Source organism: Bacillus sp. FSL K6-0972 (assembly GCF_037976035.1).
Taxonomy (GTDB): Bacteria; Bacillota; Bacilli; order Bacillales; family Bacillaceae; genus Bacillus; species Bacillus haynesii.
Window position 1 is genome coordinate 3,982,493 of sequence record NZ_CP150260.1, and the last position, 26,690, is coordinate 4,009,182.

The 26,690-nt window shown below is 48.3% G+C and carries 26 protein-coding genes; 7 read left to right on the plus strand and 19 right to left on the minus strand.

Annotation, left to right across the window (positions count from 1 at the left end; genetic code table 11):
* Positions 1-216: 216 nt before the first annotated feature.
* The 6 genes from rpoE to MKX80_RS20325 all read right to left on the minus strand — a co-directional run bounded on the left by rpoE (position 217) and on the right by MKX80_RS20325 (position 7,608).
* Positions 217-732 carry a DNA-directed RNA polymerase subunit delta gene (rpoE, locus tag MKX80_RS20300; protein WP_154998395.1) on the minus strand — a complete coding sequence of 172 codons (516 nt, stop codon included), beginning with the start codon at positions 730-732 and terminating at the stop codon, positions 217-219.
* A 302-nt stretch (positions 733-1,034) separates the two neighbouring features.
* Complete coding sequence (locus tag MKX80_RS20305) at positions 1,035-2,174, minus strand: acyl-CoA dehydrogenase (protein ID WP_216929914.1); 1,140 nt, start codon at positions 2,172-2,174, stop codon at positions 1,035-1,037.
* 21 nt (positions 2,175-2,195) lie between these two features.
* Complete coding sequence (locus MKX80_RS20310) at positions 2,196-3,326, minus strand: acyl-CoA dehydrogenase family protein (RefSeq protein WP_268293727.1); 1,131 nt, start codon at positions 3,324-3,326, stop codon at positions 2,196-2,198.
* Positions 3,327-3,338: 12 nt separating this feature from the next.
* Entirely contained in the window at positions 3,339-4,202 is an 864-nt protein-coding gene (locus MKX80_RS20315; protein WP_268308102.1) for a 3-hydroxybutyryl-CoA dehydrogenase, read from the minus strand.
* Positions 4,203-4,217: 15 nt separating this feature from the next.
* Complete coding sequence (locus tag MKX80_RS20320; protein ID WP_182069911.1) at positions 4,218-5,396, minus strand: acetyl-CoA C-acetyltransferase; 1,179 nt, start codon at positions 5,394-5,396, stop codon at positions 4,218-4,220.
* A 97-nt stretch (positions 5,397-5,493) separates the two neighbouring features.
* Positions 5,494-7,608, minus strand: coding sequence for a heterodisulfide reductase-related iron-sulfur binding cluster (locus MKX80_RS20325; protein WP_182069910.1), 2,115 nt, complete (start codon positions 7,606-7,608; stop codon positions 5,494-5,496).
* A gap of 149 nt (positions 7,609-7,757) precedes the next feature.
* Here MKX80_RS20325 and cls point away from each other — a divergent pair, with 149 nt between their 5' ends.
* Both cls and MKX80_RS20335 read left to right on the plus strand, forming a co-directional pair.
* Entirely contained in the window at positions 7,758-8,948 is a 1,191-nt protein-coding gene (gene cls / locus MKX80_RS20330) for a cardiolipin synthase (RefSeq protein ID WP_154998407.1), read from the plus strand.
* A 73-nt stretch (positions 8,949-9,021) separates the two neighbouring features.
* Complete coding sequence (locus MKX80_RS20335) at positions 9,022-9,288, plus strand: general stress protein (protein WP_154998409.1); 267 nt, start codon at positions 9,022-9,024, stop codon at positions 9,286-9,288.
* 84 nt (positions 9,289-9,372) lie between these two features.
* Here the strand turns inward: MKX80_RS20335 and argS are convergent, their stop codons facing one another.
* The 4 genes from argS to speE form a co-directional block, all read right to left on the minus strand.
* Positions 9,373-11,043, minus strand: a complete 1,671-nt coding sequence (argS, locus tag MKX80_RS20340) for an arginine--tRNA ligase (protein ID WP_268328345.1) — start codon at positions 11,041-11,043, stop codon at positions 9,373-9,375.
* The gene (locus MKX80_RS20345; protein ID WP_234113274.1) at positions 11,040-11,468 is read right to left on the minus strand and encodes a DUF1934 family protein; all 429 of its coding nucleotides are present in this window, start codon (positions 11,466-11,468) and stop codon (positions 11,040-11,042) included. The genes argS and MKX80_RS20345 overlap by 4 nt, the downstream gene beginning before the upstream one ends.
* Positions 11,469-11,625: 157 nt before the next feature.
* Positions 11,626-12,498: an agmatinase gene (speB, locus tag MKX80_RS20350; RefSeq protein ID WP_043925194.1), complete on the minus strand. Its 873-nt coding sequence runs from the start codon at positions 12,496-12,498 to the stop codon at positions 11,626-11,628.
* Between the two features lie 54 nt (positions 12,499-12,552).
* Positions 12,553-13,383 carry a spermidine synthase gene (speE, locus tag MKX80_RS20355; RefSeq protein ID WP_003186080.1) on the minus strand — a complete coding sequence of 277 codons (831 nt, stop codon included), beginning with the start codon at positions 13,381-13,383 and terminating at the stop codon, positions 12,553-12,555.
* A gap of 264 nt (positions 13,384-13,647) precedes the next feature.
* On the opposite strand from speE, the gene MKX80_RS20360 reads away from it, so the two are divergent.
* Both MKX80_RS20360 and MKX80_RS20365 read left to right on the plus strand, forming a co-directional pair.
* On the plus strand, positions 13,648-14,370 hold the full coding sequence (locus MKX80_RS20360; protein ID WP_268342614.1) for a hypothetical protein: 723 nt from the start codon (positions 13,648-13,650) through the stop codon (positions 14,368-14,370).
* Positions 14,371-14,499: 129 nt separating this feature from the next.
* On the plus strand, positions 14,500-16,572 hold the full coding sequence (locus tag MKX80_RS20365; RefSeq protein WP_182069908.1) for a PBP1A family penicillin-binding protein: 2,073 nt from the start codon (positions 14,500-14,502) through the stop codon (positions 16,570-16,572).
* A 60-nt stretch (positions 16,573-16,632) separates the two neighbouring features.
* On the opposite strand, the gene MKX80_RS20370 is transcribed toward MKX80_RS20365, so the two are convergent.
* Positions 16,633-17,148, minus strand: coding sequence for a YwhD family protein (locus MKX80_RS20370; protein WP_076788182.1), 516 nt, complete (start codon positions 17,146-17,148; stop codon positions 16,633-16,635).
* Between the two features lie 12 nt (positions 17,149-17,160).
* Positions 17,161-17,844 (minus strand): site-2 protease family protein, encoded by a 684-nt coding sequence (locus MKX80_RS20375; protein WP_268328444.1) that lies wholly within the window; start codon positions 17,842-17,844, stop codon positions 17,161-17,163.
* Positions 17,845-17,931: 87 nt separating this feature from the next.
* Here MKX80_RS20375 and MKX80_RS20380 point away from each other — a divergent pair, with 87 nt between their 5' ends.
* Positions 17,932-18,117 carry a 2-hydroxymuconate tautomerase gene (locus tag MKX80_RS20380; protein WP_003186089.1) on the plus strand — a complete coding sequence of 62 codons (186 nt, stop codon included), beginning with the start codon at positions 17,932-17,934 and terminating at the stop codon, positions 18,115-18,117.
* A gap of 42 nt (positions 18,118-18,159) precedes the next feature.
* Here the strand turns inward: MKX80_RS20380 and MKX80_RS20385 are convergent, their stop codons facing one another.
* The 4 genes from MKX80_RS20385 to MKX80_RS20400 all read right to left on the minus strand — a co-directional run bounded on the left by MKX80_RS20385 (position 18,160) and on the right by MKX80_RS20400 (position 21,446).
* A complete protein-coding gene (locus MKX80_RS20385) occupies positions 18,160-18,966 on the minus strand; it encodes a zinc-dependent metalloprotease (RefSeq protein ID WP_154998418.1) in 807 nt (268 codons plus the stop codon).
* Positions 18,967-19,148: 182 nt separating this feature from the next.
* Positions 19,149-19,652 (minus strand): YwgA family protein, encoded by a 504-nt coding sequence (locus MKX80_RS20390; RefSeq protein ID WP_154998422.1) that lies wholly within the window; start codon positions 19,650-19,652, stop codon positions 19,149-19,151.
* Positions 19,653-19,682: 30 nt separating this feature from the next.
* On the minus strand, positions 19,683-20,981 hold the full coding sequence (locus tag MKX80_RS20395) for an HD domain-containing protein (protein ID WP_154998424.1): 1,299 nt from the start codon (positions 20,979-20,981) through the stop codon (positions 19,683-19,685).
* Between the two features lie 240 nt (positions 20,982-21,221).
* Positions 21,222-21,446: a DUF1450 domain-containing protein gene (locus MKX80_RS20400; RefSeq protein ID WP_268328346.1), complete on the minus strand. Its 225-nt coding sequence runs from the start codon at positions 21,444-21,446 to the stop codon at positions 21,222-21,224.
* 219 nt (positions 21,447-21,665) lie between these two features.
* On the opposite strand from MKX80_RS20400, the gene MKX80_RS20405 reads away from it, so the two are divergent.
* Entirely contained in the window at positions 21,666-22,454 is a 789-nt protein-coding gene (locus MKX80_RS20405) for an RsfA family transcriptional regulator (protein ID WP_182069907.1), read from the plus strand.
* Positions 22,455-22,631: 177 nt separating this feature from the next.
* Positions 22,632-22,961: a YjdJ family protein gene (locus MKX80_RS20410; RefSeq protein ID WP_154998428.1), complete on the plus strand. Its 330-nt coding sequence runs from the start codon at positions 22,632-22,634 to the stop codon at positions 22,959-22,961.
* A 170-nt stretch (positions 22,962-23,131) separates the two neighbouring features.
* Here the strand turns inward: MKX80_RS20410 and MKX80_RS20415 are convergent, their stop codons facing one another.
* The 3 genes from MKX80_RS20415 to MKX80_RS20425 all read right to left on the minus strand — a co-directional run bounded on the left by MKX80_RS20415 (position 23,132) and on the right by MKX80_RS20425 (position 26,678).
* Positions 23,132-23,977, minus strand: coding sequence for a biotin/lipoate A/B protein ligase family protein (locus MKX80_RS20415; RefSeq protein WP_026580256.1), 846 nt, complete (start codon positions 23,975-23,977; stop codon positions 23,132-23,134).
* A 103-nt stretch (positions 23,978-24,080) separates the two neighbouring features.
* Positions 24,081-25,286 carry a 4-hydroxybenzoate 3-monooxygenase gene (pobA, locus tag MKX80_RS20420; RefSeq protein WP_268333020.1) on the minus strand — a complete coding sequence of 402 codons (1,206 nt, stop codon included), beginning with the start codon at positions 25,284-25,286 and terminating at the stop codon, positions 24,081-24,083.
* Positions 25,287-25,301: 15 nt separating this feature from the next.
* The gene (locus MKX80_RS20425) at positions 25,302-26,678 is read right to left on the minus strand and encodes an aromatic acid/H+ symport family MFS transporter (protein ID WP_182069904.1); all 1,377 of its coding nucleotides are present in this window, start codon (positions 26,676-26,678) and stop codon (positions 25,302-25,304) included.
* Between the last annotated feature and the right edge of the window lie 12 nt (positions 26,679-26,690).

Below are 26,690 nucleotides of genomic sequence, written 5' to 3' on the forward strand. Positions count from 1 at the left end.
TGCTCTTTTTATGAAAAATCATTTAGATCTTTTCTAAATGATTTAAATGATTAGGAGGCGGAAAAACAAGAAAGCTCCCTTTCAATTTCTTGAAAGGGAGCTGATAGTCCGTATCACTCGAATCTCTTCGTTTTGAAGAGCCCAAAATACATACTACATAGTTCGCCTGTGAAAGTCAAGATCAATTTAGACATGAAATTCCGTTCAGACGGCAAATTAATCTTCGTCTTCCTCTTCTTCAAAATCTTCATCATCATCCAGGATCTCGTCTTCAAGATCATCCAGCTCATCATCGTCTGCTTCATCGATTTCTTCGAATTCATCGGCGTCAATGTCCAAATCTTCTTCGACATCGTCAAGAAGAATATCATCCTCGTCGATTTCTTCGAATTCGTCAAGATCAAGATCTTCTTCAACCACTTTTTTCGCTTTTTTCTTTTTCGCTTTTACAGTCGGCTGCGTTTCTTCATCAAGCTGATCATACGGATACCAGCTGCGCAGGCCCCACGTTTGGTCCGACAGCGCCAAAAAGCGTCCGTCGATATTTAAATCTGTGTAGAACTGGGCGATGCGGTCTTCCAGCTCTTCTTTCCCCATTCCAAGCAAGGAAGCTACTTGATCTGTTAGCTCCTGGAATGTAATCGGTTTTTTGTGTTCCGAGAAAATTTCGTATGCGATTTCAACTAAAGCCATTTCCTTTAGCTGTTCCTCTGAGTATTGTTTCAAACTCATCGCCAGACACTCCCTTTCTATCTTCATGTATGTATCTACTATCTCTGTCATAGAAAATAAGCATGTAATCCCTGTCTTTACGACAAACCATACCTCTCATTATAAACAAAAGAAATCACTTTATGCCACCTTTATTCCCGTTAATTCAATAATTTTTACCGGTTGCATTGGAAATCGGCGGCAAGCGGGATTGCAACATAGAACAGCCGGGAGCGTCCGGCCCCGTCAAAACGAAAAAAACTGTGCCGGCAGCCTGTCCGCCGGCAGCAGATCAAGCCGTGCCAGACGGCTGTTTTCCACCCTTATTTCATCAGCATTCTCGAAATGACGAGCTTCTGAATTTCCTGCGTTCCTTCATAGATCTGAGTGATTTTTGCATCGCGCATAAAGCGCTCGACCGGATAATCCTTTGTGTAGCCGTATCCGCCGAATATTTGCACAGCCTCCGTCGTCACTTTCATGGCCGTATCCCCTGCGTAAAGCTTTGACATGGCGGAAGCTTTTCCATAAGGCAGTCCCTCTGATTCCAGCCATGCCGCCTGGTAGGTTAAAAGCCTTGAAGCTTCAATCTCCGTCGCCATATCAGCCAGTTTAAAAGCGATGCCCTGCTGCTCGGCGATCGGCCTGCCGAATTGCTTCCGCTCTTTCGCATACGCCTTCGCCGCCTCAAATGCGCCCTGGGCAATCCCGACGGCTTGAGCGGCAATTCCGTTTCTGCCTCCATCGAGCGTCTTCATTGCGATTTTAAAGCCTTCACCTTCCCCGCCAAGGCGGTTTTTTAAAGGCACGCGGCAGTCCTGAAAGATAATTTCGGTTGTCGGCGATGAACGGATGCCCAGTTTCCTCTCTTTTTTCCCGACTGAAAAGCCGGAAAAATTCTTTTCAATGATAAAAGCGGTTGTGCCTTTGTGTTTCTGTTCCGGCGCAAGGTTGGCAAACACGATGTAGAAGTCTGCGATTCCGCCGTTTGTGATAAAAATCTTCGTCCCGTTTAAAATATATTCATCACCGTTTTTGACCGCGCTCGTTTTCATGCCGCCGGCATCGGAGCCTGAACCGGGCTCCGTCAATCCGTAGGCTCCTATTTTTTCACCGCGGGCCATCGGCTTTAAGTATTCCTGCTTCTGTTCTTCTGTTCCGAATGCGTAAATCGGCCAACCCGCAAGCGATGTATGGGCAGACAAGGTGACACCCGTTGAGGCGCAGACTTTCGAAAGCTCTTCAACCGCGATGACGTAGGCGAGATAGTCGCTGCCGATCCCTCCGTATTCCTCAGGCCACGGTATACCCGTCAGCCCCAATTCCGCCATTTTTGCAAACAGTTCCCTGTCAAACCGCTCTTCCTCATCCCGCTCCTTCGCAGTCGGCTCCACCTCGTGATGGGCAAAGTCGCGCACCATCTTCTGTATCATTTGGTGCTCTTCACTCAGCTTAAAGATCATCCTTTTTCCCCCTTTGACACCTTATAAATGCTTACCGATAACGATCCGCTGGATCTCGCTCGTGCCCTCATAAATTTCACACACTTTCGCATCCCTGAAATATCGTTCAGCGTTAAAATCCTTTGTGTATCCGAAATCTCCGAGCAGCTGCACGGCCTCTCCGGCGACATACATCGCCGTTTCCGAAGCGAACAGTTTAGCCATTGAAGCAGCTTTTCCCGTCTGCATGCCTTGCTGTTTCAACGAAGCGGCCTGATAGACGAGAAGCCTGGCTGCCTCTGTCCTCGCCGCCATGTCGGCCAGCTTAAAGGCAAGCCCTTGTCCGTTCTTATACAGCTCTCCGTCCGGATACCGTTTTTTTAGAAATTGGACAGCTTCAAAAAGCGCTCCTTCGGCGATGCCTAGAGCCTGCGCCGCAATTCCGATCCGGCCGGTATCCAGGTTGGACAGGGCCATTTTGAATCCCTTTCCTTCCTCCCCCAGCAGCTGCCGCGCAGGAATGACAGCGTTATCAAAATTTAAAGTGACTGTTAGCGAACCGTGAAGCCCCATTTTCTCTTCATTTTTTCCGATGAAAAAGCCCGGCGTGCCCTTCTCCACGAGAAAAGCCGAAATGCCTCCCGTTCCCGCCTTCGGATCGGTTGAAGCAAAAACAAGATAAATGTCCGCGGCTCCGCCGTTTGTGATAAAAACTTTCGTTCCGTTCAGCACATAGGTATCGCCGCGCTTTTCGGCCCTGGTTTTTAGACTGCCCGCATCGGAACCGGCACTCGGTTCGGTTAAACAAAAAGCTCCCAAGTACTGCCCTGCTGCCAGCTTTTTAACATAATGCTCTTTTTGCCGCTCATTTCCGTATAAAAGAATGGGAATGGTGACAATTGATGTGTGTACAGATAGAATCGCACCTAGAACGGCACTTTTCTTTGACAGCTCATGTATGGTCATCATATAGGTGATGAAGTCATGGCCGGCCCCGCTGTACTTAGCCGGTATCGGAAGCCCCATCCAGCCGCGCTCCGCCATTTTCTTCAAAAGAGAGGTTGGAAAACGTCCTTTTTCCATTTCAGGTACAAAAGGAGCGACCTCCTGTTCGACAAACTCCCTGACAATCTTCTGCATGCGGGTCTGCTCTTCTGTAAACTGAAAATTCAAGCTCACCCCTCCTTATGTCGGCTGCTTTTCGTACGTATAAAACCCTCTGCCCGTTTTCTTTCCGAGACGTCCTGCGCTGACATATTGTTTAAGGAGCGGACAAGGCCTGTATTTATCATCGCCAAAGCCTTCATGCAGCGTCTCCATAATATACAGACACGTATCCAGACCGATCAGATCGGCGAGAGCCAACGGGCCCATCGGATGGTTCATGCCAAGCTTCATGATTCCGTCTATGCTTTCTTTCTCAGCGACGCCTTCATAAAGTGCAAAAACCGCCTCATTAATCATCGGCATTAAAATGCGGTTGGAGATAAATCCCGGAAAATCCCGCACCTCTATCGGAACCTTGTTCATCCGCTCCGCCGCAGCCACGACGGTTTCATATGTTTCGCCGCTCGTCTCAAGCCCCCTGATGACCTCGACAAGCTGCATGACCGGAACCGGGTTCATAAAATGCATACCGATAACGTTCTGAGGTTTTTTCGTGACGGAAGCAAGTTCCGTAATCGACAAGGACGATGTATTTGATGCCAATATGGCTGAGTCTTCGGTCACTTCATCAAGCCGCTTGAAAATCTCTTTTTTTACATCCATTTGCTCAACAGCCGCTTCAATGATGAGAAAGGCTTCCCGCGCTTCATCGAGCGAAGCCGAAGGAGAAAGACGCTGGTAGATTTGCTGCACGTCTCCATGCGGCAGCTTGCCTTTTTCCGCCTGTCTGACTAGCTGGCTGGAAATGCGCTTCATTCCTTTTTCAATTTGTTCAGGTGATACGTCATACATATAAACATTGTATCCGGCCTGGGCAGAGACCTGGGCGATCCCGGCTCCCATCTGGCCGGCTCCGATGACCATGATCGTGTCTTTTTTCATTTGAAATCCCCCTTTTTATACCTCGATCATCACGGCGTCTCCCTGGCCGCCGCCGCTGCAAATAGCAGCAATACCCGTACCGCCGCCGCGCCGTTTTAATTCGTACATAAGCGTTAAAATGATTCTTGCTCCGCTCGCACCGATCGGATGGCCAAGCGCAATGGCGCCGCCGTTGACATTGACCTTCTCCATGTCAAGGCCCGCGATCTTTCCGCTTGCCAAAGCAACCGCGGCGAAAGCTTCATTGATTTCAAACAGGTTGATATCAGAAAGCTCGGCTCCCGTTTTGTTAAGCAGTTCTCTGATGACAAGACCGGGGGTTTTCGGGAAGTCTTTAGCTTCGACTGCAATGGATGTGTGCGCTTTAATGACGGCGGACGCCTTCATATTAAGTTCCTTTGCCTTGTCTTCATTCATCACGATAAGTGAGCATGCCCCATCATTTACCCCCGGCGCGTTTCCCGCAGTAATTGTCCCATCATGGTCAAAAACCGGGGCAAGCTTTGACAGCCTTTCCAATGACGTGTCGGCCCGCGGAGCTTCATCTTGATCAACAGTTAATTCGCCGCCCCGCTTCTCTTGGATGCTGACCGGGACGATCTCTTCTCCGAGCACGCCTGAAGCCGCAGCCTGTACGGCCCGCATGTGGCTTCTGAGCGCCCATCGGTCCTGCTCTTCCCTGGCAATCTCCAACTCTTTCGCAGCGGCATTTCCGTAGGAGCCCATGTGAACGCCTGTAAATGAGCATGTCAGCCCGTCTGTGATCATTAAATCTTTAACCGCTCCGTCTCCCATTCTCAGCCCCCACCTCGCTTTTTGAAGTAAATAAGGGGCGTTTGACATCGATTCCATACCTCCTGCGGCAATGACCTCCGCATCACCGGCCCGGATGATCTGATCCGCCATTGTGACGCTTCTTAAACCTGAAGCGCACACTTTATTAATCGTTTCCGTTTTGACGTCCCATGGAAGTCCCGCAAAACGCGCGGCCTGCCTCGACGGCAGCTGCCCCTGTCCGCCTTGAAGAACTGAGCCCATGATGACTTCATCGACATCCTCAGGATGTACACCGGAACGTTTTAATGCCTCTTTTATAGCGATTCCGCCGAGCTCCGCCGCCGTCTTTGATTGAAGCGCGCCCCCGAGTTTTCCAAAAGGCGTGCGCGCTCCGCCTGCAATAACCGATCTCGCCACCTGACATCCTCTCCCCTTATCATGATTTGTACATACCGAAGATAAAAGAAGGCGGAGATCCAGCTCACACCTTCTTTATTCAAAACCTGAAATCCGTCTATGATGCATGTTCTTTTTGTTCTGACCCGAATACGGCGCGTTCAAGCAGCTCCGCTACATCGTACGTGCCGACCTGATCCTCCAATTCCTTGGCTTTTGTTCCGTCACCGAGCATCGTCAAACAATACGGACAGCCCGAACTGATGACAGAAGGCGAAGTGCTGAGCGCCTGCTCCGTTCTGGCAACGTTGATCCTTGTTCCAGCCTCTTCCTCCATCCACATGAGGCCGCCCCCCGCTCCGCAGCACATTCCGTTTTCACGGCTGCGCTCCATTTCCGTTAAACGGATGCCCGGAATGGAGCGGAGAATATCGCGCGGCGGATCGTAAACCTCATTGTAGCGGCCCAAATAGCATGAATCATGAAAGGTGACGGTTTCGTGAACCGGAAACTCAGGTTTCAGCCTTCCTGCTTCAATGAGGGCAGCGAGAATTTCTGTATGATGATATACTTCCGCTTTCAGACCAAAATCAGGATATTCATTTTTAAAAATATTGTATGCATGCGGATCGATGGTTACAATTTTTTGAACATCATTTTTTTCAAATTCTTCAATGTTTTTTGCGGCAAGTTCCTGGAATAAAAACTCGTTGCCAAGCCGCCTCGGCGTATCGCCTGAATTTTTTTCTTTATTGCCTAAAATCGCGAACGTGACCCCGGCTTGATTGAGGAGGCGTGCGAAAGCCATGGCGATCTTCTGGCTTCTCCGGTCATACGATCCCATCGACCCGACCCAAAACAGGTATTCAAAGGACTCGCCTTTTTTCTTCATTTCCTTCACTGTCGGCACCTCAACGTCGTCTCTCATGTCACGCCAGTTTTCACGTTCTTTTCTGTTTAATCCCCAAGGGTTCCCCTGCCTTTCAATGCTTGTCATGGCGCGCTGGGCATCTGCATCCATTTTTCCTTCTGTGAGCACGAGATAGCGGCGGAGATCGATGATCTTATCGACGTGCTCATTCATGACCGGGCACTGATCTTCACAATTCCGGCAGGTTGTGCAGGCCCAAATTTCTTCTTCTGTGATGATGTCGCCGATTAAGCTCGGATTGTAAAGTTCTGAAGCAGCCGCTTCCCTTGTTCCTTCTCCCCCTGCCGCCATGGCCAGCTGGTTGCCTTTCGTATGCTGAAAGAGCGGCGCGGGAACCCAAGGCGTTTTCGATGTCACTGCTGCTCCCTTTTCTGTCAAATGGTCTCTGAGCCGCAAAATCAGATCCATCGGCGAAAGCATCTTGCCTGTTCCGGTAGCCGGGCACATATTCGTACAGCGCCCGCATTCCACGCACGCGTAAAGGTCGATCAGCTGGGACTGCCTAAATTCCTCGATCCTTCCGACGCCGAACGTTTCTTTTGTTTCATCTTCAAAATCGATTTTTTGAAGCTTTCCAGGGTTTGTCAGCCGACTGAAAAATACGTTTGCCGGTCCGGCAATTAAGTGGGCGTGTTTTGACTGCGGCACATAGACTAAAAATGTCAGTAAGATGAGAAGGTGCGCCCACCATGCCAAGTAGAACACTGCCGCTGAGGCGGTTTCCCCCATAAAGCCGAAGGCAAAAGCGATGCCTGATGCCATCGGTTCGTGCCATGATAATGAATGTTCATGCCAGACCATGTTCATACCGTTTCCGAGTAAAACGGTAAACATCAAGCCGCCGATCAGCATGAGCACGATCCCCGACTTAAAATTGCGCTTCAGTCTGACGAGCTTTTCAATATAGCGCCTGTGAAAAGCCCAGACTACCGCAATTAAAATCATCAGCGTGACGATTTCCTGAAAAAACGTAAACGCCGGGTAGACGCCGCCAAGCGGAAGGCCTTGATCAGGAACGAGCCCTTTCAAAATAAAATCGATCGCTCCGAACTGTACGAGAATAAATCCGTAAAAAAACATGACATGGATGATGCCGCTTTTTTTATCTTTAAGCAGTTTCTTTTGGCCGAACACATTCTCCCATATCTTTTGAAGGCGCTCCTTCGTCCGCTTATCAAAATCCTCTTTTTGTCCGAGCCTGATGTAACTGATTCTCGTTCTGATCAAATAGACAAACAGATAAACGGCGTAAGCGGTTACACCTAAAAACGCAATGAAATTCAACCACAGTAAGACATTCATCAGCTGCTCCCCCTTTCATTTCCCCAACCTTAAATCCCCTTGAACTACCTTTATCTTAAATAATGAATGAGTGTTCAGTCAATATATTTTCATAAATGCAGGAAAATAGGGGGACACTATTCTTCACACGAAAAAAGGGAGTGTCTTCATTGGTGCCGCTTATGATTATGGTATGTTTTCTCATCCTGCTTCTTGCGCTCGATTTCCGTTTCGGCCGTAAAGCCTTTGAGAAGAAAGCCTACGAACCCGTTTTTTCAGAGAAGAAAAGCGATATTGAACTGATTCATAATGGAGAAGACTTGTGTGAGCGGCTTATGGATGACATCCGCCAGGCCGAATCGTCGGTGCATGTCATGTTTTATATTGTGAAGAACGATGACATCAGTCTTGAATTTTTGAAGGTGCTGAAGGATAAAGCGAAATCCGGCGTATGCGTCCGCTTGCTGATCGACCGGATCGGCGCGATGAAGGTGAAGAAAAAAGTGCTGTCCGGCTTGAAACAAAGCGGAGCGCACGTTTTTTTCGTCAACAAGCCGGGCTTCCCTTATTTCTTTTATCGGCTGAATGCAAGAAATCATCGAAAAATCGCCGTCATAGACGGAAAGATCGGCTATGTGGGCGGATTTAACATTGCGAAAGAATACCTTGGTAAAAAAGCGGAATTCGGACCGTGGAAGGATTACCATTTGCGAATGGCGGGAGAAGGCGTGGCCGACTTGCAGCACATTTTTTTATCGGACTTCAAAAGAGAAGCGCCGCAGCCAAAGCCGGACAGCAGCGTGTTTCCGCCGCTGCATCGAGGAGCGGTCACCCATTCCATCCATGCGACAAAGGGGTTTTCTCTAGAGGAAAAATACATTTCATTTATTGAACAGGCAAAAGAAAGAATCATGATTTGCACGCCTTACTATATTCCGAGCCCGGCTTTGCAGCAGGCTGTTCTTTCAGCCAGGGAAAGGGGCGTGATCGTGTCGGTTCTCGTGCCGATGAAAGCTGACCATCCGCTTGTCAAAGAGGCCGCCTACACGCACTTTCCCGCACTCTTGGAAGCAGGCTGCTATATTTACCGGTACTACAGGGGCTTTTATCATGCAAAAGCAGTGATCGTCGATGACCGGCATGTGATGATCGGAACATCGAATTTTGACAACCGGAGCTTGTTTCTCAATGATGAAGTGAATGTCGTCATCCATGATAAAAACTGGGCAAAACAATTCTTTGACGTCGTCAAGGAAAGCATTGAACATGCTGAGCTTCTGACAAAGGAGCGGTATGCGAAGCGGCCGGTAATGCAGCGGCCCGTCGAATGGCTGGCGAAATCGATTTCATATTTTTTATGAATCGTACGTTTATCCTGCATGAGATGCGGGTAACATTTCACCAAGGTGATGATTACATACGGAGGGATGTACGATGAACCAAGCAGAGTCGATTAAACTCCGCGCACAATCGATGACATTAAAAAACTTGATTGAGCTGTACAGGCTTTGCCGCTCAGCCAGACATCAGCTATATATATGCTCAAGAAAAACGATGTGCAAAATTAAAGATTTAATTGAGTTGGAAATGTTCAGAATGGCCAATCGCGAAAATGAGTGCCTGATTGTCATCGAAGGGAAAATGGCGCAGGAATTAGTAAAAAAAGCACAATCGATTCTTTCTGAAGCTCAAGTTCAATAAGAGAAGGCGGCGCTCCTTCCTTTGTGAGACGCCTCCCCACCAAATAAAGAAAAAAGCCCCCGTTCAATGGACGGGGGCTTCGTTTTACATTTTTTCAGGCGCTGATACGCCGATCAGCTTGAGTGCATTATTTAATGTGATTTGTGTTGCCTTCATCAATGATAAACGCGCCCGGCTTTTTTCTTCATCTGCCGGATCGAGAACTTTCTCAGCATTGTAAAAGCTGTGGAGCACAGATGCCAATTCAAAAATATAGTTTGTAATGCGGTGCGGAATCCGCTTCTCTGCGGCATCAGCGACAGCCTCAGGGAACGAGCCGATCACTTTTAGCAGATCATACTCTTTTTCAGAACCGATTTTCGTCAGATCAAGGTTTCCTTCAAATGAAATACCTTTTTCTTCGCCTTGGCGCAGCATGCTGCAAATTCTCGCATGGGCGTACTGCGCGTAGTAAACCGGATTTTCATTAGATGTAGAGACGGCCAGATCCAGGTCAAAGTCCATGTGGGTATCGGCGCTGCGCATCGCAAAGAAGTAACGCACCGCGTCAAGGCCGACCTCATCAATGAGATCACGCATTGTGACGGCTTTTCCGGTTCTTTTGCTCATTTTCATTTTTTCGCCGTTTTTGTAAAGGTGGACGAGCTGGATGATCTCGACCTCAAGCGTTTCTTTGTCATAACCGAGCGCTTCAATGGCCGCTTTCATGCGCGGAATATAGCCGTGATGGTCCGCTCCCCATACGTTGATCAGCTTTTGGAAGCCGCGGTCAAGCTTGTCTTTGTGATAAGCGATGTCAGGCAGAAGATACGTGTAGGACCCGTCTTTTTTGATCAGCACGCGGTCTTTGTCATCGCCGAACGCCGTCGAGCGGAACCATGTCGCCCCGTCTTCTTCATAGATGTGCCCTTTTTCGCGAAGGGCTTCGAGCGCCTGGTCGATCTTTCCGTTTTGGTAAAGCGATGTCTCTGAGTACCAGACATCAAATGGGACACGGAAATTCTCGAGGTCTTCACGAAGTTTGCCCAATTCGTACTTTAAGCCGTATTCGCGGAAAAACGCGAGGCGTTCACTCTCTTCTTCATGAACAAAACGGTCGCCGAATTCGCCAGCAAGCTTTCGGCCGATTTCCTTAATATCTTCGCCGTGATATCCGTCTTCAGGCATCGGCTTATCTTTTCCAAGCGCCTGATAGTAACGGGCCTCGACGGATAATGCGAGGTTGTTGATTTGATTGCCGGCATCGTTGATATAATATTCGCGGCTCACTTCATACCCCGCTTTTTCAAGTACATTGCAGAGGGAATCTCCGACAGCGGCTCCGCGGGCATGTCCAAGATGCAGGTTGCCCGTCGGGTTTGCTGAGACGAATTCCACCTGAACGCGTTCTCCGTCCCCGATATTTGTTTCACCGTAGGCCTCTCCTGCTTCAAGCACAGCCGGAATCAGCTTCGTTAAATATTGATTGTTCATGTAGAAATTGATAAAGCCCGGTCCTGCGATATCAAGTTTGTCGATCGACGCTTTTCCTTTGTCAAAGGATGCGACGATTTCCTCGGCAATATTCCGCGGCGCTTTTTTGGCGATTCTCGCCAGCTGCATAGCCATATTAGTAGAATAGTCGCCATGCGACTTGTCTTTCGGAACTTCCAATACGACTTCAGGAATCTCGCTTTCTGCGGCGAGGCCGGCTTTCATGACAGCTTCCTTAATTTCCTGCTTCAGCACATCTTTCATTTGTTCGACTATGTTCATGACTCGTGTCCTCCTCTATACGAAATCGACATCTTATGTAAATGCTTTTGTTCATCGCTTACAATCATATCGTACTCAACGCTGATCTTTCCGTCTGGCGGCTGATGGGTGACGGATACGGCTTTTGTATCCACGCCAAGCTCGAGTCTGCCGAAAGGCATTTTATAATGAGTGACGGTGCGGCTGCCCGGCCTGAAACGCTGTTTCATTTCGATGGCGCCGGAACGCATGACCAGAACTTCGTTTTCACTTGCTTTGACGATCGTCTTCACCTTTCCCGCATCATGCTCTTCATGATAAGAAAGATATATTTTATCTTTTTTCATATAATAAAACCCAGTTGTCCGAAACTCGATTGTTTCTGTATCCGATCCTTCCCGGATAACAGATTTCACATGGATATTAACGGGTGTCTCCTGATCCATTCCGACACTTCCTTTTTTGATCCGATTTGACTTGATTAGTATAATCATTCGGGAAAAAAAGTTCAACCGCAGCTCCTTTATACCATCTTAACAGAACGGACGGGGAGATAAACCATTTTCTAAGAAAAAAGCCGTCCTGAAAAAAGGACAGCCTGTTTTATTTCACCCAGCCGAGCAGCATTTCGCGAATCAGCTTGCTTGCCGTATTTGCGGTTTGTTCAGAATGGTCATAGACCGGAGCGACTTCGACAAGATCTCCTCCAACGACGTTGACGTCTGAGCGGGCGATTTCGTGAATCGAAGCGAGCAGCTCTTTTGATGTGATGCCTCCGGCGTCAACCGTACCGGTTCCCGGCGCATGTGCGGGATCTAAGACATCGATGTCAATTGTGACATAAACCGGACGCCCTGCGAGTTTCGGCAGGACGGCTTTAAGAGGCTCAAGCACTTCAAATTTGGAAATGTGCATGCCGTTTTCTTTTGCCCATTCAAACTCTTCTTTCATACCGGAGCGGATGCCGAATGAATAGACATTGCCAGGACCGATCAGTTCCGCGGCTTTACGGATCGGCGTCGAATGCGAGAGCGGCTCTCCTTCATAGTCGACGCGAAGGTCTGTGTGCGCATCCATATGGATGATGGCAAGATCGGGATATTTTTTGTACATCGCTTTAATGACCGGCCATGAAACGAGGTGCTCTCCCCCCATTCCGAGCGGGAATTTTCCTTTTTCTAAAATGCTGTCAACATATTCTTCAATCATGTCAAGGCTCTTCTGCGGGTTCCCGAAAGGCAGCGGGATGTCGCCGGCGTCAAAGAAATGAACCTCGTCCAGCTCCCTGTCCAAATAAGGGCTGTATTCTTCAAGCCCGATGGACACCTCGCGGATTCTCGCCGGACCGAAGCGGGAGCCGGGACGGTAGCTGACCGTCCAATCCATCGGCATCCCATAAAGGATGGCGTCCGCCTCTTCCCAATCGGGGCGGCTTGCGATAAACACCTTGCCGGAATATGCTTCATCAAATCTCATCTTCAAAAACCTCCCTGAAAAAAAGCGCAGAATGCCATCCTGCGCCAAACTGTTTTATTTGATTAAATCGCTGACGAATTTCGGAAGGACGAATGCCGCTTTATGAATTTCTTTTGTATAGTATTTCGTCTCAATATCGAAGAAGCGGCTGTCCTCCACTTCAAGAGGATCGTATTTTTTCGAACCGATCGTAAACGTCCACAATCCGCTTGGATATGTCGGAATGTTGGCCAAATACAGCTTTGTAATCGGGAAGATCTCTTTTACATCGCGCTGAACGTTTGTGATCAGTTCAGGTGTAAACCAAGGGTTGTCCGTCTGAGCAACGAAAATGCCGTCTTCCTTTAGCGCTTTTGCTATGCCGGCGTAAAAGCCTTTTGTAAACAAGTTGACAGCAGGCCCTACTGGCTCGGTTGAATCCACCATGATGACATCGTACTCATTTTCAGATTGGGCAATGTGCATGAAGCCGTCATCGACTTTTACTTCGACGCGCGGATCGTCAAGTTTGCCTGCAATGGAAGGCAAGAATTTCTTGGAGTATTCGATCACCTTGCCGTCGATATCGACAAGCGTCGCTTTTTTCACGCTCGGATGCTTCAAAATTTCACGGATGACGCCGCCGTCTCCGCCGCCGACCACAAGCACATGCTCAGGATTCGGATGCGTAAACAGAGGCACATGCGCCACCATTTCATGGTAGACAAATTCATCTTTTTCAGATGTCATGACCATGCCGTCCAGAAACAGCATGTTGCCGAATTCTTCCGTCTCGGCCATTTCGAGCTTTTGAAAGTCTGTCTGCTCTGTATGTAAAGTCCTGTTGATTTTCATCGTAATGCCGAAGTTTTTCGTTTGCTTTTCTGTATACCAAAGTCCGCTCAAAGCGTCATCTTCCTTTCATAATAAGCTGTATTTCCATCTATTTTTCTCGCCTGCAGCGACGATTATTCTGCACTGAAGCATCGGCTTTTGCCTAAGGAAAAAGTATAGAGGAATTGCAGGTGATTGTAAAGACAGATCGATTCATTTTCAGGGGTCATTCCAAGATCATTCTATTCCCATTGGCTGATTTTTCTTTTATAATGGCTAAGCTTAGCACAGATGTCCGTAAGGCTTATTCTGCCGTACTTTTGGAGGTGTTCTCATTTGCAGAACAAACAACTGCTCAAACTGTATATAACCGGCCGCCGGAAAAGGTTTTTATTGATATTTTTTCTGATCGGGGCGGCCGTTTTGTTTTTCAGCCCCGTTTATATCCGGGAGGCTGCCGTTCCGTCTTTGCTGGATTGGCTTCTCGAAGTCAGCGGATCCGTTTATTTGATGCATATGGTCGCTGTCCTGTCCGCAGCCTGTTTGTTTTACGGCACAGCGGAATGGATGCGGCGTTCAGCCGGTGCAATTGTAACAAACAGAACGGTTTGGCCATTGATTTTGCTCGGCTGCACCGTTTCTGCTTTTGTGATGATCTGCCTGCTGTTTTGGAGCACGGCCATCGGCTGGTTTACATTCGGCGGCTACGGCTCAGAGAATGTTCATCCTTTTTTTGAGCTGTCAGGTTCTCCTCTCTGGTTTGTCGTGTCACGCCTGTTCATTGACTGGTGGTTGCTTTGCTTTTTGATTTTTCTCGGTTTGGCGGGTGCGCTGATCGCAAAGAAAGAGCAGCTTGCTTTATGGCTGCCGCTTGCATGGTCTGCCGGTTTAATGCTCCTTTTCAAATTCAATATATCCTTTAAAGGGCTGCTCCCGGGAGAAGGCATGCTGTTGTCCATCCATGCAGCCGGGGCTTCCCCGATTCTGGCCGCATCTGTCAGCGAAGGTGCCGTTCTCGTCTTATGGCTGATTTTATATGTGATGACCCCCAAAAAATAGGATTCCTCGGATTGCTGTGTTAATCAGCCGCTCGAGTGTCTGCCGTTTTTTCCTTCCCGCTTGTTTAAATCCTCCTCTTTTTCCTCATAATGATAAGAACATTTTATTTATCCGGGAGGAGATTTGAACATGGACATGATGACGGACAAGCGGGTCCGTTTAACCATCAAGACGATACGCGCATTTTTGTTCATGGGAGCATTGATGCTGATCTTCCTTTCAATCGTTGTCATGACGGTGGTCCTGGCGGCCAAATGGCAAGGCGCTCCTTCGATTCAGGTGCCGAGGTCTACCGTGCTGTATGACGGAAGCGGAAAGCAGATGGGGGAAACGCATTACGGGCAAAAGCGGTACTGGGTTTCGCTGAAGAACATCAATCCCGCAGTCATCGATGCCACGCTTGCAGTTGAAGACCGGAACTTCTTCCGGCACCACGGCTTCGACTATATGAGGATGGGCGGCGCCCTCATTGCCGATCTAAAGGCGATGTCCAAGGTTCAGGGAGCCAGCACCATTACCCAGCAATATGCGAGAAACCTCTACCTCGGCCACGATAAAACATGGAAAAGAAAGTGGAATGAAGCTTTTTATACGATACGGCTCGAACAAAACTACACAAAGAAAGATATTTTAGAAGGCTATTTAAATACGATTTATTACGGGCATGGAGCCTACGGGATCGAAGCGGCTTCCCGGCTGTATTTTGGCAAGCGGGCCAAAGATATCAATACGGCGGAGGCTGCGATGCTTGCCGGCATTCCAAAGGGGCCTTCAGTTTATTCGCCTTTTGTTAATGAAAAAAAAGCGAAAGAACGCCAGGAAATGATCCTGACAATGATGGAGAAAGAAAACAAGCTGACGAAAAAGCAAGCGGCAGAACTGAAAAAGCTGCCGCTCCGCTTTGAAAAACAGGATAAGCAAACAACCGCAAAAACCGCTCCGTACTTTTATGACGAAGCTGTTAAAGAAATCGCGCGATTGCTGCATTTGACCCCGGAGCAAGCGGAAACAGGCGGCTACAACGTATTCACCACACTCAACCCGCGTCTCCAAAAAATTGCCGAGGATACGATCGAACACACGATCGATTCGTCATCCGATATTCAGGCAGGGTTTGCAGCGATCAACCCGACCGACGGCAGCGTTCTTGCGCTTGTCGGAGGACGCGACTACGAAAAAAGCCCGTTTAACCGCGTAACGCAGGCTATGCGGCAGCCCGGCTCCACCATGAAGCCTTTCCTTTATTATTCGGCTGTTCAAAACGGTTTTACGCCGGCCACCCGGATGAGGAGCGCGGAAACGACATTTGAGCTCGGGCAAGGCAGCTCTTATTCCCCAAGCAACTATCACGGCTATTATGCAGACGGCCCGATCACTCTTCTGCAGGCCTTGGCTTTGTCCGATAACATTTACGCCGTGAAAACGCACCTTTTCCTCGGCATGGACAGACTGATTGATGCTGCAAAACAATTCGGGATTACGAGCCCGCTGCAAAAAGTGCCGTCGCTTGCGCTCGGAACATCCCCTGTGAAGCCGATTGAAATGGTGAACGGATACGCCATGTTTGCCAATGGCGGGAAAAAAATCGAACCTTCCTTTATTACGAAAATTACCGATCCGAACGGGAAGGTTCTATACGAAAAACCGAAGCGAAGCAAACAAACCCTTGACCCAAAAGCAGCTTTTATCACGGCGAACATGATGAGCGGGATGTTCGACAAGTCACTCAACGGCTATACATCTGTTACCGGCCAGACGATCGCAGATCGGCTGACGCGCCCATACGCCGGAAAATCGGGAACAACCAGCACCGACAGCTGGATGATCGGCTTTTATCCCGGTCTTGCTTCAGGTGTGTGGACGGGATATGACAAAGAGCGGACAATCGATGCCGTCGCAGAGAAAAACTATGCCAAACAAATTTGGGCTGAATTTATGGAAAAAGCGCTTGAAGACGCGCCCGCCGCAGCTTTAACACCGCCTGAAGGCGTGAAAGGGATGTACATCGATCCGGCTTCAGGCTATGCGGCGGCTCCTAGCTGTCCGTCCAAATATTTCGCTTATTTTATCGAAGGTACTGAACCCGAGCAGGTATGCTACGGAAAGGAAATCTATAAGGAGCAAAAAGCCGGGCACGAAAAGCCGGCCGCTCCCCACAAGCGGAAAAAGTGGTGGGAAAAATGGTTTAAAAAAGAAGAATAAACTCTTTTGGCGGGATAGACGAACCCCCCGGACTTCACGGCGGTCCGGGGGGTTTTTTTCCTATTGCTGGAGCAATCCCTTTTTCAGCTCGTCTGATGAACGGTCCCAAAGCCCTTGATCATGATTTTTCAGAAAATCGGCAAGAACGCGCTTAGAACCTTCATCCATATGCTCGACGATAATCTTCCGCTTCATCGACTTATCCATTAAATTCACGTGCTCCGGAAGCGATTTGTAGCCGCGGCGGATGCTTCTGTCCACCGTCATTTCACAAGCCGTCACACCCGCATAATAAGGGCCTTCTTCCCTGCGGTCGATCGTAACCCACACAAGCCAGTAAGGTTTTCCGTTCGGCACCTCTTCCTTGTTCGGCAAAAATTTGATTCCTTTTTCAACTGTGCTGCGGGCGTGCATGGCGCCGATATCAACAAACGCTTCTTTCTCTTCAACATCGACAAAGACAGGCGAGATGTTGTCAAGGCTTAAAGCGCCTGCTCCAAATCCCCCGTGTCCGTCTGTCGGATCGCTTTTTATAATGTTGAATCCGATTGTTTTTTTCTTTTTACCTTGTTCCATCAAAAATACCTCCTACATCAGCGGCCGGAAAACGCTGTTAAATATCGAGATGATCAATTCCCGCCCGTCATTCAAAAATGGCCAGAATACATATTGGCCAAGCGGTGTAATGACGATAATCAGAAACACGATCGAGCCGTACGCTTCATATTTCGACAGCTTCGCCCGCACCTTGGGCGCGACCACATCCTGTATAACCCGAAAACCGTCAAGGGGCGGGAACGGCATTAAATTAAACAAAAATAAAAGCAGGTTGAGATTAACCCAAATCGTAAAAAATTGAAGCAAGCCGCTGTAAAAACCGGAAGGCAGCGTCCCGGACAGCTTCACGGACATAAGCAGCAATATAAAACCGATGAAAGCAAGGATCAGGTTGCTGATCGGTCCTGCGATTGAGACGAGAAGTCCGGCCAGCCTCGGATTTTTAAAATAAAAGCGGTTAACGGGCACCGGCTTTGCCCATCCGAATCCCAAAATAAAGATTAAAATCGTCCCAAACGGATCAAGATGCTTGAGCGGGTTAAGCGTCAGCCTGCCCTGCCGTTTGGCCGTCTCATCGCCGAATTTGTAAGCCACATACGCATGGGCGACCTCATGCACGGTGAATGCGGCAGCAAGTGTCAAAACAACATACGGAATCATTTCCAGCGGATAAATAAGAAAACGGTCTAAAATGTGGCTTTCCCTCTTTCTCATATACAAAGATTTACTATCTCCAGTATACTATAAGAGCACCTGATGCTAAAGTGAGCAGCCATTTTTTAAAAAGGAGGAGGAGAACATATGCCATACGTAACAGTTCAAATGCTGGAAGGCCGCACAGATGAACAAAAAAGAAATCTGGTGAAAAAAGTGACCGAAGCCGTCTCCGAAACAACTGGCGCACCTGCAGAAAAAATCGCGGTCATCATTGAGGAAATGAAAAAGGAAAACTACGGTGTCGCCGGCAAACGAATGAGCGATATGTAATGAAAACGGCGTCTGCCGCTTACGTGCGGGACGCCGTTTTTATTATCTATACCAAGCTTTGTTTTTTTCGATCTCTTTGTTATGCTCCGCGTCCCACACATCGACAGAATAAGCGTAGTCATAGTTCATAATGCAGCGGATTCCGCTTCCTTGCGCATCATGCCCCAAGCCGAAGTTATGGGAAAATTCGTGTGTAGCCGCTTTTGCCGTGTTGGCCGTTCCCTGGTCAAGGTTTACGCTGAAGGCGCTGCCGTTCGGCTTGCTGTTGTATACGTATGCGATACCGCCTGCATCAAAATTGCTGTTTGCCGTAAATCCGGCGACAAATTTATAGTTGCGCCCGCTGAAATTGCTCTGAAGGTTTGATAGAATTTGAGAGCTGTTGCTGCCGGAAGAGGTCCAAGGCGCCACGGCTTCGACGACAAAATCAATATCGTGATCCCTGTTGAACATGACATCCGCCTGCTCAATAATTTGGACGATTCTCGTCTGCCAATCGCTGTATTTCGCGCGATACTGAGCGTCAGCCACAGCCAGGACGCTCACTTTCTGACTTCCCGTGCCTGCCTGGGTTGAAAATGTCCCTTTGCTCGTATTTTTTTTAAACGTTTTCGTCCCCGTCACATTTCCTTTATCATCCAATATTTTCGTATTGACCGTTCTTTCAATTTGAACTTTTCCTTTCAAGTCTTTAAAGTCTTTCGCTTTAGGCAAAGAATCGATATGAGTTCCTTTTACTTCATGGCCGTGCTCATGATCGTGCCCGTCCACCTTGGCGGCGCCGGCTGTCACACCGGGGATGAGACTGACGGAAAGTAATAGAGATAAGAATAAAGAACGCTTTTTCACTGCTAAACCCCTCCTTTTTTTGAACGAATGAAAGATTCTGCTAGTCACCTAAAAATTCCTTCAATTCATCCAAAAAGAGGAAATATTACACACGTTCTGTTTACTGCTCTTTCTATTTCCCCGCAAAAATTCCAAAATGTTTACAAAAAAACAAAACAAAAAACCTACCGTTTCCGGCAGGCTTATGAACAAAGGTCTCTGAGCTTTTTTATGTAAGCGACGGCTTCATCGAACTCTTCGTCCGTATACCGCTGTTTGCTTTTTACGGTAAACACTTTTTCTCTGATCTCTTCCTGCTTCAGCCCTTCAAAATACAGAATCGTCGATACCAGTTCCAAAAAACGCGATGACTGGCCGTTCACGTCGTCAATATAGGCTTTAATATCCCCCATATCCAGCTCACACTGGCTCAAAAATTGCTTTCCCGCTTCAGTGGGCGAATAGCGGTATTGATAATAGCCGCCTTTTTTTTCTTTGACTTCATGGAGAAATCCGAGATTGCAAAGTTCTTCGACTTGAAGCGTCAGCTCCTCTGAATACGGCCCGTAAAAATGAAAATCATACTTTTCATAAAAGGGAAGCTCCAATTTCTTTGCGATATAAATAATTTTCTGCAGCTTTTTCCGCCCGACAATCTCCCCCGAATCCGAGAAGACCTTCATCAGCTTTGCATGTTCTTTTAACAAATCTCCGCCATCTCCTTCATCCTTTTCTTTCTATATCAGTCCGAGCAATTCTTTCATTCTTTTCGCATGACGGCCGTCAGGCAATCCTTCGATCAAATCGAGCGGGAAATACAGCTTATGGTCCGTTCTCCGCTTGCCTGATATCGCATCGACAATATCGGACTGCCGCGACAGCTCCTTAATCTGGCCGTTGTGCGTCAGCAATTGAATCGGGAGGCGCTCCTCTTCTTCCCCCGGTCTGTAGAAATCATAAGGAAGGTCTGAGGACGAATCCACCACAAGATAATAATCGGGATCAATCCCTGATTCTTTAAACAAGGCGGTCAGTTCAAAGTAAGTCGCCATTTCCTCATTCGGGTTGAATTCCGCATACTGGAACAGCCTGCGGTTGATAAAACGGCGGCATAAATCAGACAAAATCTCATCCTCTTCTTTTTCCCAGGCCTGAAAATAATAAAGAATGATTGATTCATCAAGACTTAAATAATCTTCCAATGTGACATTGCCTTCAAAAATAGAGTAAAAATGCACGGGCGCATGCGTGAACACATAGCCTTCCTCATGAAGCTGCTTTGCACGGTGAAGAATCTTCGTCAAAATCACTTCCGCACTTCTTGTCACAGGATGGAAATAGACCTGCCAGTACATCTGGTACCGGCTCATAATATAGTCCTCAACAGCATGCATTCCGCTTTGCTTAATGACGATTTGGTCTTCGCGCGGCCGCATCACGCGGAGAATCCGCTCCATATCGAAATGGCCGTAGCTGACGCCGGTATAATAGGCGTCCCTCTGAAGGTAGTCCATGCGGTCAGCGTCAATCTGGCTTGAGATCAGGCTGACGACCTGTTTATTTTGATAGGTTTTCGCGATGACCTCAGCGACATCCTTTGCAAACGTCGGACTCACCTTGTTTAACACTCGGTTAACCTCTGTATCGCCTAAAATGATCGCTCTCGTAAAATCTTCATGATCAAGCCGGAAGACCTTTTCAAACGAATGGGAAAACGGGCCGTGCCCCAAATCGTGCAGCAATGCGGCGCAAAGGCACAGATCGCGCTCGCTGTCATCCCATTCCCCCCTGCCTTTAAAAACGTCATCAACCATTCTTCTGACAATTTCGTAGACGCCGAGAGAATGGTTGAAACGGCTGTGTTCGGCTCCGTGAAATGTCAAATAGGTCGTTCCAAGCTGTTTGATTCTGCGCAGCCTCTGAAATTCACGGGTTCCGATCAAGTCCCATATCAGCTTGTCCCGTACATGGACATAGCGGTGAACAGGATCTTTAAACACTTTTTCTTCTGATAATTTTCCGTTTGGATACGCCATTTTTGTCCCTCTTTTTTTTCAAACGTGAGGCAAACTGATCGCTGCCCATCCGTCTCTTTTTCTTCGGAAAACTAAATGTATATTGTAAGTATTGCCCGATCTGCTTGTTTTCTTTTAGGTCTGTTTCTATTATATCGAGTCTGCTTTTTTGAAAACATCCTTGAATTTACCCGGCCATTTGTTCCAGCCTGCAAAAAACCCGGCAAACAAGCAAAAACGCCTGACCCGTTAGGGAGGCGGTTATTTTTTGAGTTTCTTTTTCACTTTTTCGATCAGCTCGTCTTCATCAGGAGCTGACAGCGGACGATTATTGACAAACGCGAACGATTTTTTTCGTCCCGGCCCGCAATATGACTGGCAGCCGATTTCCACTTTTGCATTCGGATCGATTTCTTTCAGACGGGGCAAAAGCGTCTTTAAATTAGTGGCCTGACAATCGTCGCATACTCGAAATTCATTAGCCATTTCATACGCTTCCTTTCGTTTTGTTCATCTGTCTTTATGAAAGGCATTCAACCGTGCCGAACTTTGATAAAAAATGACACCATCCTTCATTTTACAAGGATTCTTTCATTCCTGCAAGGATCGCGCTAAAAAAATCAGTTCCTATTCTTTTAGCAAACTTGTATAAATATTTTCCAAAATGGACAATCTAATACCAATACTGACAATGGGAGTTGAGAAGTGATGAAACAAAGACAAGACGCTTGGTCTGAAGAAAATGATTTACTGCTTGCTGAAACGGTATTGCGGCATGTCAGGGAGGGCAGCACACAGCTGAACGCCTTCGAGGAAGTCGGAGACAGACTGAACAGGACATCAGCCGCCTGCGGTTTTAGATGGAACGCGGTTGTCCGCCACCAATACGAAAAAGCATTGCAGCTGGCTAAAAAACAAAGGAAGCAAAGAATGCGCGCCCTTGGAAACGGCCAGCCGGCGAAAAAACGCTTATTATACAAGCCGCCGGTCGAAACAGATGCTGAACCGCCTGCAGAAAGCGTCGTTGAGCAGCAGAAAACAACCGCCGATTCAAGCGAACAGCAGCCGATCGCTAGCGAGCATCTGCCTTATGTTGATGAGAGCTTTAAAGAAGAGTTAGCTAGTTTATCGCACCTTCTATCACCAAATCAGCCGCAAGCCGGCCATACAACCGATTCATCGAAAGACATGACGATCGATGATGTGATCCGCTTCCTGCAAAACTATACAGGAAACGAAGCACAGACTGCCGCTTTAAAAATGGAAAACGACCGCTTAAAACAGGAAAATGAAGAGCTGACGAAAAAAGTTGAAAAGCTTGAAGCGGAAGTCAAAAAGCTGGAAAAAGACCAGACGACCATCCAAGAAGACTACGAAACGCTCGTGAAAATTATGAACCGTGCAAGAAAACTAGTTTTATTCGAAGAAGACGAACACGCTGCGCCCGCCTTCAAAATGGACCGGAACGGCAATTTGGAAAAAATGGCTGAATAGCCTTTCAGAGGGGGCGGCAGAGACGCTCAGGCAGCTAGGACTGACAACGCATACGATAATTTTTCGAACCGATGATACCCCTTTCTTAAAAAAAGGGGGTATTTTTACCTCTGCGGCTTGCTTTCATATGACAAAAATTTCATAATAGGGATAGCAATTCATAAGGCGGGGTATTTGATGAAGTTTGTTTTATATGCGGTTCAGTTCGGCACTGCGGCCCTTTTGTTTTTGTTTTCTGCATTGGCAAGCTGGTATCAAGGCAGCGAGCTTTTAAAGGTGCCGTGGGAGTGGAGATATACAGCCAAGTTTACAAAATTGCTCTATGGAGAGGACTCCATAAAACACTCACACGATATTTCGCAGCTTGATTTTTTCGTCTACGCGGCCAAGCATACGCCGGCAACCGTTATTTTAATGGCCGTCAGTTTGGCGTATATCATCGCTTTGGCGGCTTATCTTCTCATCAAAACAAATGTAAAACGAAAAAGCGCTTCGAGCGCAGCATAAAAAAAACCGCTTCGGAAGCGGTGAGGTGTGACAAAATCCTGAAACGTTCAACCGTTTTAGGATTTTGCCGTCTTTGAAGCATTTTCACAGTCCGCTAGAGGCCGCTGCGGTTTTTCACCGCTTTAAGCAAGCCTGCCAACGAATATAAAGGCGGCGCAGGGGCTCCTCTTCTAACCAAAAACTTTTTCATTCCGTTCAATCATACGGACAAGGTTTTTCTCATATGCTTCCTCTTCTGCGGGCGTGAGGGGGCCTTGGTAAATCTCCCCGCCCAGCTCTTTCAGCTGTGTCAGAAGCAAGAGCATCAAGTCCTGAACCGAGATGTCTTCATTGAGAAGTTCAGAGAGCGAAGCCATCGTTTCCGGGCGAATATCTGGATAAACGGCTTTGGTTTTCCCGCGCATGTCTTTCAATGCGGTGTCGTAGAAGCGTTTGATCAGTTCAGCGCGCCCGCTTCCGCTTTGATCAGCGCACAAATAAATTTGAACAGCCACTCCGCCTCTCAGGCGCCTTTGGGAAATTCCCGCAAACTTCCTTCCCCCGATGCTCAAATCAAAGCTGCCCGGACAGTAAGAGCCTTTGATTTCATAGGCTTCGATTGCTGCGTCATAGGATGACAGCATTCGCTTAACGAGCTCAAACATCGCTTCATAGCCCCGGTCGATATCAATTCCGTTTTTCTTATCCTGAAAAATCAGCGAAACGTTTAAAACCCCGCTGTCCAAAACGACGGCCAGTCCGCCGGAATTGCGAACGATGACTTGATACCCCGCTTCTTCAAGCAATGAAATCCCGTCTTGTAAATAAGGAAGCCTTGTATCCTGAATTCCGAGTACGATCGTGTCATGGTGCACCCAGGAACGCGCCGTCGCCGGAGACAAACCCTTTCCGACAGAAGCGCACAGCGTATCATCTATCGCAAATGATTGTTTTGCATCAAAATATGGGCCGAGACTGGATTGGTCAATGATTCTCCATTTCGGCTGGATGAGTAGATCAATCGGTTGCTTTGCCATATATATTGTAAACCCTTTCGTTATGCATTTCAGCCAACATCCATTATACCATTTACGAAAACATGTTGTGGAAATTTTCTTATCTCCGGCGTTTCCACTTCATTCAAGTGACGCTTAAAGACGGTTCTCCGAATTCAAGCGGCAGCCCGACATAATTTTCGGCAAGACTTTGAGCGGCCGCTGTTGAGGTTGTGACATGGTCAAGTTCAGCCAATTGTATTTGGTAATCAAATGGCGTGTAGCCGTGATGGCGGTGCAGCAGGGATGTCATATACCAGGAAAAGCGCTCCGCTTTCCAGACGCGGCGGAGGCAAGCCTCAGAATAGCTGGCCAGCCGTTCGCTTCTGCCGGCTTCGTAATAGTCTTCGAGCGCCCATGCAAGCCGCTGAACATCCGCCATCGCAAGGTTCAGGCCTTTCGCACCTGTCGGCGGTACAATATGCGCGGCATCCCCTGCTAAATAGAGTCTGCCGTATTGCATCGGATCGCATATAAAGCTTCTCATCGAGACAATGTTTTTTTGAATGACCGGGCCTTCAGTCAGCTTCCACCCATCATCGGCCGACAGCCTTAAGTGAAGCTTCTCCCATATCCTCTCGTCCGGCCAGTTCCCGATTGAATCTGAAGGACTGACTTGCAGGTAAAGCCGCTGGATTTCCGGTGTCCTCGTACTGACGAGGGCAAACCCGTCTTCATGATGGGCATATACAAGTTCAGGCGAGGACGGAGGTGCTTCAGCCAATATGCCGAGCCATCCGTAAGGGTACACCTTTTCGTACTCTTTGCGGATCTCCTTCGGAATGCTTTGTCTGCTCGGTCCGTGAAAGCCGTCGCACCCTGCGATGAAATCGCAGGTCAGTTCTTCTGTATCGCCGTTTTCATTCTGATAAGTGATGACGGGCGCTTCTGTATCAATATTTGACAGGCGGACGCCAGACACATTGAAAACGATGCGCCCTCCCGATTGCAGGCGGACGGCGATTAAATCTTTGATCACTTCATGCTGGGGATAGATGGCAATGTACTTTCCTCCCGTCAGCTTGTGCATATCAATTCTGTGCCGCTTGCCGCCAAAGCGGATCTCAATCCCTTGATGAAACATGGCTGTTTTCATCATCCGTTCACCGGCGCCTGTTTCATTCAGCAAGTCTACCGTCATTTGTTCAAGAACGCCTGCACGGACGGTCTCTTCAATCTCCTTTCGCGAGCGGGATTCGATCACGACCGCATCGATTCCCCGGCGGTGGAGCAGGTTTGCGAGCATAAGCCCGGCAGGCCCCGCTCCGATAATTCCCACTTGTGTCCGCAAAATGGTTTCCTCCCTTTATCCATGTTTTGATGTAGCTTCTAATGTAAACTCGGCGCTTTCCGACTTAGAGACAAAATCAAATGAAGCATGTTTCTCTTGGACGAGCATGATGCCGAGTGCAGCAAAAACACTCGGGATCGCGAACACCATGAAAGCCTGCTTCGGCTCCATCCCGGAAGCAAGAATCAATGCAAACAGCGAAGGCGCAATGATCGCTCCGAGTCTGCCGACCCCGAGCGCCCATCCGATTCCGGTCGCCCTGATTTCTTTCGGATAATATTCTGAAATATAAGGATTGGCGATATTTTGCGCTCCGACAGTGCATGCCCCGCCTAAGGCAATCAGCAAGTACAAAAGAACGGGGTTCATCGTCATTCCAAACGCTGCAAAACAAAAGGCCCCGATGACATACATAGCCGCAAGCACTTTTTTGTGGCCGGCTTTATCCGCCAAATATCCGCCGAATACCGCTCCTGCGGCTTGTCCACTGCACAGCGCCAGATTGAATGACAAGCTTGACGACAGCCCGTAGCCTGACGCCTGCATCATTTTCGGAAGCCATGTATTCAAGCCGTAGACCATGAGAAGGCAGCTGAAAACGGAAAGCCAGAATGCGAATGTGCTTGCTGCACGTTTTTGTTCGAACAGTTTTTTTACCGGAAAGCCCTTCTTTTCTTTCGCAATCATCGAGATTTGATAATTGTCGTCTTCCCTGTACCGTCCCGCCGGATGCACCTGATTGAGAATCTCAGCCAGCGCTTTCGTCTTTTTCTTCAAAACGTAAAATGACAGAGATTCGGGGAACCGGCTGAAAAAGAACGGGAGCACGAAGAGCGGCACGGCTCCGATCAGATACAGCACTCTCCAGCTTGTCCCGGGCACGGCGAACATGCCGACGAGGGAAGCCAGCACACCGCCTGCGGAATAGCCGCAATACATGGCGGCTACGATCACCGCTCTGTTTTTTTTCGGCGAATACTCTGTCATCAGCGAAATCGCATTCGGCATCAATCCGCCCATTCCAAGAGCAGCGAGAAACCGCATGATCGTAAATAAAAGCGGAGAATCGATCAGCCCGGCAAATGCCGTAAACAGGCTGAACAGAAAGATACAGAAGCCTAACACCTTTTTGCGGCCGTATTGATCTGCGATCGGTGAAAAAATAAGCGCGCCGAGCATCATGCCGATCAATGTATAGCTCCCGATCGCTCCGGCTTGAATGGCGGTCAGGCTCCATTCCTCCATCAGCCATGGCAGGCTGACGCCGTACATCGCAATATCATAACCGTCAAAGGCGATGGCGAAAAAACACCACAGGAAAACAGTCAGGTGCACTTTGTTGAATTTGCTGGCCGCCATGACTTCTGCTGGATGAACTGAACGATTTTTCATGTTCCCCTCCAC